The organism is Gluconacetobacter liquefaciens (assembly GCF_003350405.1).
GTDB classification, from domain to species: domain Bacteria; phylum Pseudomonadota; class Alphaproteobacteria; order Acetobacterales; family Acetobacteraceae; genus Gluconacetobacter; species Gluconacetobacter liquefaciens.
Window position 1 is genome coordinate 330,216 of sequence record NZ_QQAW01000004.1, and the last position, 6,000, is coordinate 336,215.

Genomic DNA, 6,000 nt, shown 5'->3' on the forward strand with positions numbered 1-6,000 from the left:
ATTCCGTCAGCACGGTCAGGAGAGGCGATGCGCAGTCGAACGCGCACCGCCCTCTGTTCTTTTAGAACGTTGCCTGCACGCGGGCTTCAACCGAGTCACCCGTACGACCGAGCGTGTTGGTCGCCTGCTGGTTACGCGACACGATGAAGTGGCTGTAGTCCGCCTTAATCGCAAAATGACGGTTCGGGTACCAGTTCAGACCACCCTGCCAGACCGTCTGCTGACCGCCATTGACACCATAGAGATTGGCCGTGCCGACGGCCCGCGGATCATGCTCGTTGGAATTCAGGTCGATCACGCTGTAGTGGCCGACAACTTCCAGCGCACCCCACTTGTCGTGAGCCGGATCGAACTCCTCCGTCTCCTTGACACCAGGGGCGCCCCAGGCACCTGCCTTGTAGTTATACATACGCGGCGTACCGAAGATGGTGTAGGCAGCCGAACCATACCAACCCTGGAAGTTCAACGTCGGCAGAGTAGCCTGCGACCGCTCGATACCAACATTGTAGAATTCGCCCTTCACGAGCAGGCGACGCCAGCGAACACCGAGTTCCGGACCGGCCGCCCAGACATGCGAGACGTACGGGATGGTACCGGTAGCAGCCAGGCTGCCTTCACCGATATCAAATTCCGGACGCTGACCGAACGACGCCGTGCGGTTGTTGGTGCCAGTCCCCTGGACCTTGAACGCCGACATCGCCGAGATGCCCATATGCACGTCCCAATCCTTCGTCGCGACCGGACGACCGGCAACGCGGAAGACGCCGCCCGTCTGGCTATCGACGATCGAACCGCTACCACCGCCATAATAGGTGGCTCCGTTGTCGGACGGATTACGATGACCCCATTCCTGCCCGGTGAAGTAGCCAGCGATCCACCAACGCTTTTCGTAATGCATGGCCCCTACGCTGAAGCGCGCATCGCCTGCGGCGATATTGCGCACCATGTCGGTGATGCTCGGGCGCTCAAGCGTCATGAAGTCGTTGGAGCTTTCCGCGTCCTCTTCGGTCACGCGCGGCTGGAAGTAACCAACCGTCAGCACCGTGTTACGCAGACCGGTATAGTTCAGGTTACCCTCATACAGGCCGACGTAACCATCATTATGGTTGGCACCGAAATCAGGCGTAACTGCTGCGACCCAGTTCTTGTAGCGGAACATGAACGGAATACGCAGGCGGCGCTGATTGGTCGTGAACGCGTTGAACGCGCCCTTCGCCTCGTGGATATTTCCACTGCTGCGCGGATTGTTGGTGATGAACCCACCGAAATCCTCATGGAAGGCCAGACCGATCGACAGCGCATATTCGCCATCCTTCGACTGGACCGTGAAGCGCCCGTTGGGGAAGCCGATCTTCATGCCGCCGACCGCGACTTCCTCATCGCTCTTCGTTGCGGCCTGGAAATCCTTCCAGGATTCCACCACGGCGCGATCGGACGGCGGCGTGCCGGCACCGCTCGCGTTCAGCACACCGACGCTCGGCCGGACGGCGTCGCCAATGTTGATGTCGTGCGCCATACGGTTGGACATTTCGGAACGATGTGCCGCAGCGGCCACCCGGGCTGTCCGGGTATTCGTGGTCTCGGGCTCGTTCAAGCGAGATTTCAGAGCCTTGATCTGGCTCCGCATCTCCAGCATTTCCCGACGCAGTTCGCGCAATTGCGCGTCCTGCGAGTCGGCTGCCGCAGCGGGATGCATAAGAGAGACGGTGCCCAGCAATGCTGTGGTGCAGAACAAGGCAGAAAGAGAGGATCGCAGACGCATGTCATCCGTTCCGAAGGAGAAGATGACGACTTCGTAAACTGGCCTGCTTTTTTTCGGTGTGATGATTTTATAACTGACTCATGACAGAACGATGACAAAGCACCATAAGTCATTGAAATTAAATGATACACACACTGTTGCAAACACACAACACCGCTGGCGGAACAAGCCGCACCCGATGAGACATTTGAAGTATGACAGAAATATTTAAAAGCCACGGAGTACAAATGGATAAAAAATAATCCTCTCCCGGACAGGAGAGGACCAATAAAAAAGGCGGGGACCGAGATCCCCGCCTTTTCCACATTTAAGAACCCTGCCTGTTACCAGGCTGCGCGCACAGCGGCCTTCACCGAAGCCGGCAGGACGACATAATCCAGGCGGCGGGCAGCCGAATCGCCATTATCGAAGGCCCAGCCGAAGAATTTCCGCACCGCAGCGCCCTTGTCCGCATCTTTCGGCGGCTTCGGCACCAGCACGTAGGTCGCGGAAACGATCGGCCAGGCGCCTTGGCCCGGCGTGTCCAGCAGGTCGACCGCGAAGTTCGTCGCGCCCTTCCAGTCGGCGGCGCCGGCGGCCTTGGCAAAGCTGTCGAGGTTGGCGGTGACGAAATCACCGGCCTTGCTCTTGAGCTGCACCGTCGTCATGTGGTTGCGGCTGGCATAGGCGTATTCGACATAGCCAATGCCGCCTTCGGTGTTGCGGACGGAAGCCGCCACGCCGTCATTGCCACGGGCGCCCACGCCACCCGGCCAGGCGATCGAGCTGCCGGCACCGGCGGCATCGTGCCAGGACTGCGATTCACGCGACAGATAGGAGGTGAACACGAAGGTCGTGCCCGAACCATCCGCGCGATGAACCGTCGCGATGGGCAGGTCCGGCAGCTTCAGCCCCGGGTTCAGTGCCGTGATCTTCGGGTCGTTCCAGGAGGAAATCGTGCCTGCATAGATGCCGGCCAGCACATCGCCCGTCAGGCGCAGCGCATTGGCGTTCACACCCGGGATGTTCACCACGGGCACGATGCCGCCCATCACGGTGGGGAACTGGAACAGCGAGCCTTTTTCCAGCTTGGCGGCATCCATCGGGGCGTCGGACGCACCGAAATCGACCGTGCCGGCCAGGACCTGGTTCTGGCCCGCGCTGGAACCGACGCTCTGATAGTTCACGGCAACGCCGGTGGCGTTCTTGGCGGCCGCGCCCCAGGCTTCATAGATCGGGGCGGCGAAACTGGAGCCGGCTCCGGTGATGTCGGCGGCGTGCGCGACGGAAAGGGCAGCCGGACCGGCCGCAACCATAAGAGCGGCAAGGAATTTGACAGGACGACGCATCGGGTTCCGTTCCTGGACGAGCGTGGCAGACAAACCCGGCAGCGGCGACAAGGCGTTGTGGCACGCTTCTCCCGGGTGCCCCCTCCTAGCCCGGATCAGCAGGCTGAGGGAATGATGTGTCCATGACAGTTTCATGACGTTTCGGAGACACGCCATCGCCGAACGGAAACCAGACGGTAAAGGCCGTTCCCTTCCCTACCGTGCTGTCCACCGTCAGCCGCCCCTCGTGCCGGTCGATGATATGCTTGACGATCGCCAGGCCCAGCCCGGTCCCGGTCCGCCGGGGCGAGTTGCCCTCCACACGGTAAAAGCGTTCGGTCAGGCGGGGCAGATGGCGTGCCTCGATCCCCGGCCCGTTGTCGGTTACCGTAAAGGCGATTCCCTGCCTGACCCCGCCACCTGGGGCCGCCCCCTGGATCTTGCCCGCGCCCACCACGCCCATCAGCGCCGCCGGCACCGTCTGGCGCACGCGCAGGCCGATCGTCACCGCACGATCGCGTTCATCCGATCCATATTTGATCGCATTCTCGATCAGGTTCAGCAGCACCTGCACCACCTGATCGGCATCGCCGGCAAAATCCGGAAGGCCGGCGGGCAGATCGACGTTCAGGGTGGCCGGCCCCCCATCCAGCAGGGGCGCGGCTTCGTCGCGCACCCGGGAGACGATCGCGGCCGGGCTGACCGTGCCGCGCGGCTTGCGATGCTCGATCATCTGCACGCGCGACAGCATCAGCAACCGGTCCAGCAGGCGCTGCATGCGGGCCGCCTGCCCGGCCATGACCCCAAGAAAGCGCTGCTGTGCCTGCGGGTCGTCGGCGGCCGGGCCGCGCAGCGTCTCGATAAACCCCGTCAACGCCGCCAGAGGGGTGCGCAGTTCGTGGCTGGCATAGGCCACGAAATCGGTCCGCATGCGTTCCAGCGCATCGCGTTCGCTGCCGTCCTGAAGGGTTGCCAGCACGACCGACTGGCCCGCCCCGATACTGATCCGGCGGAACTGCCCGCGCACCGCGCGGCGGATCGGCACATCCAGCATCATGTCCACTTCGACCCGCTCACCGTCCCGCAATTCGAGCACAGCGGAGAGCGGAGCCGGATGGCGCATGATCGCGCCGAGACTGTCGCCGAACAATTCCCACGCGCCCGGCCCGGCATGCAGGATTCGCCCCCCCGCATCCAGAACGAGGACGGCCGCCGGCACCAGGTCCAGCGTCTCGATCATGCGTGACAGGACATCGGCCGAGGGCGGCACCGCACGCACGGAATCCCCCCTGGCCACCGACATGGTGGCGGCCCGCCGGCTGGCGATCATGCGCCACCCCATGACGGCCGCCGTCAGCACGCCCATGCCCGCCACGATATTCTCGGCCACGATTGCGGACATGGTTCAGCTCCCGACGCGCGAAGGCCCCGCAATCAGGGGCGCGGGTCGTCCAGGGCATAGCCCGCGGCCCGGACGGTCCGGACGATATCGCCCTCGCCCGGCCCGTTCAGGATAAGCCGCAGGCGCCGGATATGCACGTCGACCGTCCGCAATTCCACATGCACCCCACGTTCCCATACCCGTTGCAACAGATCCTCACGCGAGAAGACCTGGCGCGGATTGCGCAGGAAGAACTCCAGTATCCGATATTCGGTCGGCCCCAGCGCCAGGGCGCGGCCGTTGCGCTCGGCCCGATGGGCGACGGTATCCATCGTCACGTCGCCAAAACGCAGAACCTGCTCCAGCGGCGGCGCACGGCGCAGCAACGCGCGGATACGCGCCTGCAACGCCTCGATACTGACAGGCTTGACGACATAATCGTCGGCACCGACATCGAGCCCGCGAATATTGTCGGCCTCGCCGGCCCGGGCGGTGAGCATCAGGATCGGCAGCGCGCGGGTGGCCTCCTGCTCGCGCAGGCGGCGGCACACATCCAGCCCCGAGAGGCCCGGCAGCATCCAGTCCAGAATCATCAGGTCGGGCCGGCGTTCCGCGACCCGCGCCAGCGCCTGGTGCCCGTCCTCGGCCACGCCGACCTCGTATCCCATCTTTTCCAGATTATACCGCACCAGCATCAGCAGCGCGTCGTCATCCTCGACCACCAGGACATATGTCCGCCGGCCGCCGCCCGCGGTGCCTTCACCCGTATCCGTCATCGTACCCGACATCATTTCGCTTCCGTCACACCACCGGGAGACCACGCGGCCTCGCCACCGGCAGTTGCTCGCCTGTCGCGGCGAAATAGACCCGCTCGGCGATATTGGTGGCATGATCGCCGATCCGCTCCAGGTTCTTGGCGATGAACAGCAGATGGGTGCAGGACCGGATGGTGCGCGGGTCCTCCATCATGTAGGTCACCAGCTCGCGGAACATGGCGGTATAAAGCTCGTCCACCGCCGCGTCGGACTGCCAGACTTCGACCGCGCGCTCGCTGTCCTGCTGGCTCATCGCGTCGATCGCCCGGCGCAGGTTCTCCTGCACCAGGCGCCCCATGGTGCGCAGGCCACCCGGCGAAAGCCTGGCATCCCCGGCTTCCAGCCGCAGAGTGCGGCGCGCGATGCTGGCGGCGCAATCGCCGATGCGCTCCAGATCGCCCGAGATCTTCATCGCCGCCACGATCTCGCGCAGGTCGCCCGCCATCGGCGCCCGCAGCGCCAGCAGGCGGATCGACAGGGTTTCGATCTCGCGCTCCAGTTCGTCCACCTGCGGGTCGCGTTCCGATGCCTCCACCGCCGCGTCCTCGTCGCGATCGACGATCGCGGCCATCGCCATCGCCATCTGGCTTTCGACGATTCCCCCCATGCGGACCAGCATGCCCCGGACCTGATCCAGTTCCTGCTCGTAGCTGCTGACGGTGTGCGCCTGTTCCTTCACCATGCTGCCTTTCCCCCTGCCCGCCGAACTCAGCCGAACCGGCCGGTGATGTAATC

General features: G+C 64.0%; 5 protein-coding genes. All 5 read right to left on the reverse strand.

Features of this window, described 5'->3' with window-relative positions:
- Positions 1 to 61 precede the first annotated feature (61 nt).
- The 5 genes from C7453_RS09760 to phoU all read right to left on the reverse strand — a co-directional run bounded on the left by C7453_RS09760 (position 62) and on the right by phoU (position 5,947).
- Complete coding sequence (locus C7453_RS09760; protein WP_114727338.1) at positions 62 to 1,762, reverse strand: OprO/OprP family phosphate-selective porin; 1,701 nt, start codon at positions 1,760 to 1,762, stop codon at positions 62 to 64.
- Positions 1,763 to 2,085: 323 nt separating this feature from the next.
- A complete protein-coding gene (gene pstS / locus C7453_RS09765; RefSeq protein ID WP_114727339.1) occupies positions 2,086 to 3,090 on the reverse strand; it encodes a phosphate ABC transporter substrate-binding protein PstS in 1,005 nt (334 codons plus the stop codon).
- Between the two features lie 85 nt (positions 3,091 to 3,175).
- Entirely contained in the window at positions 3,176 to 4,471 is a 1,296-nt protein-coding gene (locus C7453_RS09770; RefSeq protein WP_114727340.1) for an ATP-binding protein, read from the reverse strand.
- A 32-nt stretch (positions 4,472 to 4,503) separates the two neighbouring features.
- Positions 4,504 to 5,226, reverse strand: coding sequence for a phosphate regulon transcriptional regulator PhoB (phoB, locus tag C7453_RS09775; protein ID WP_114727376.1), 723 nt, complete (start codon positions 5,224 to 5,226; stop codon positions 4,504 to 4,506).
- Between the two features lie 25 nt (positions 5,227 to 5,251).
- Positions 5,252 to 5,947 (reverse strand): phosphate signaling complex protein PhoU, encoded by a 696-nt coding sequence (phoU, locus tag C7453_RS09780; RefSeq protein ID WP_114727341.1) that lies wholly within the window; start codon positions 5,945 to 5,947, stop codon positions 5,252 to 5,254.
- Positions 5,948 to 6,000 lie beyond the last annotated feature (53 nt).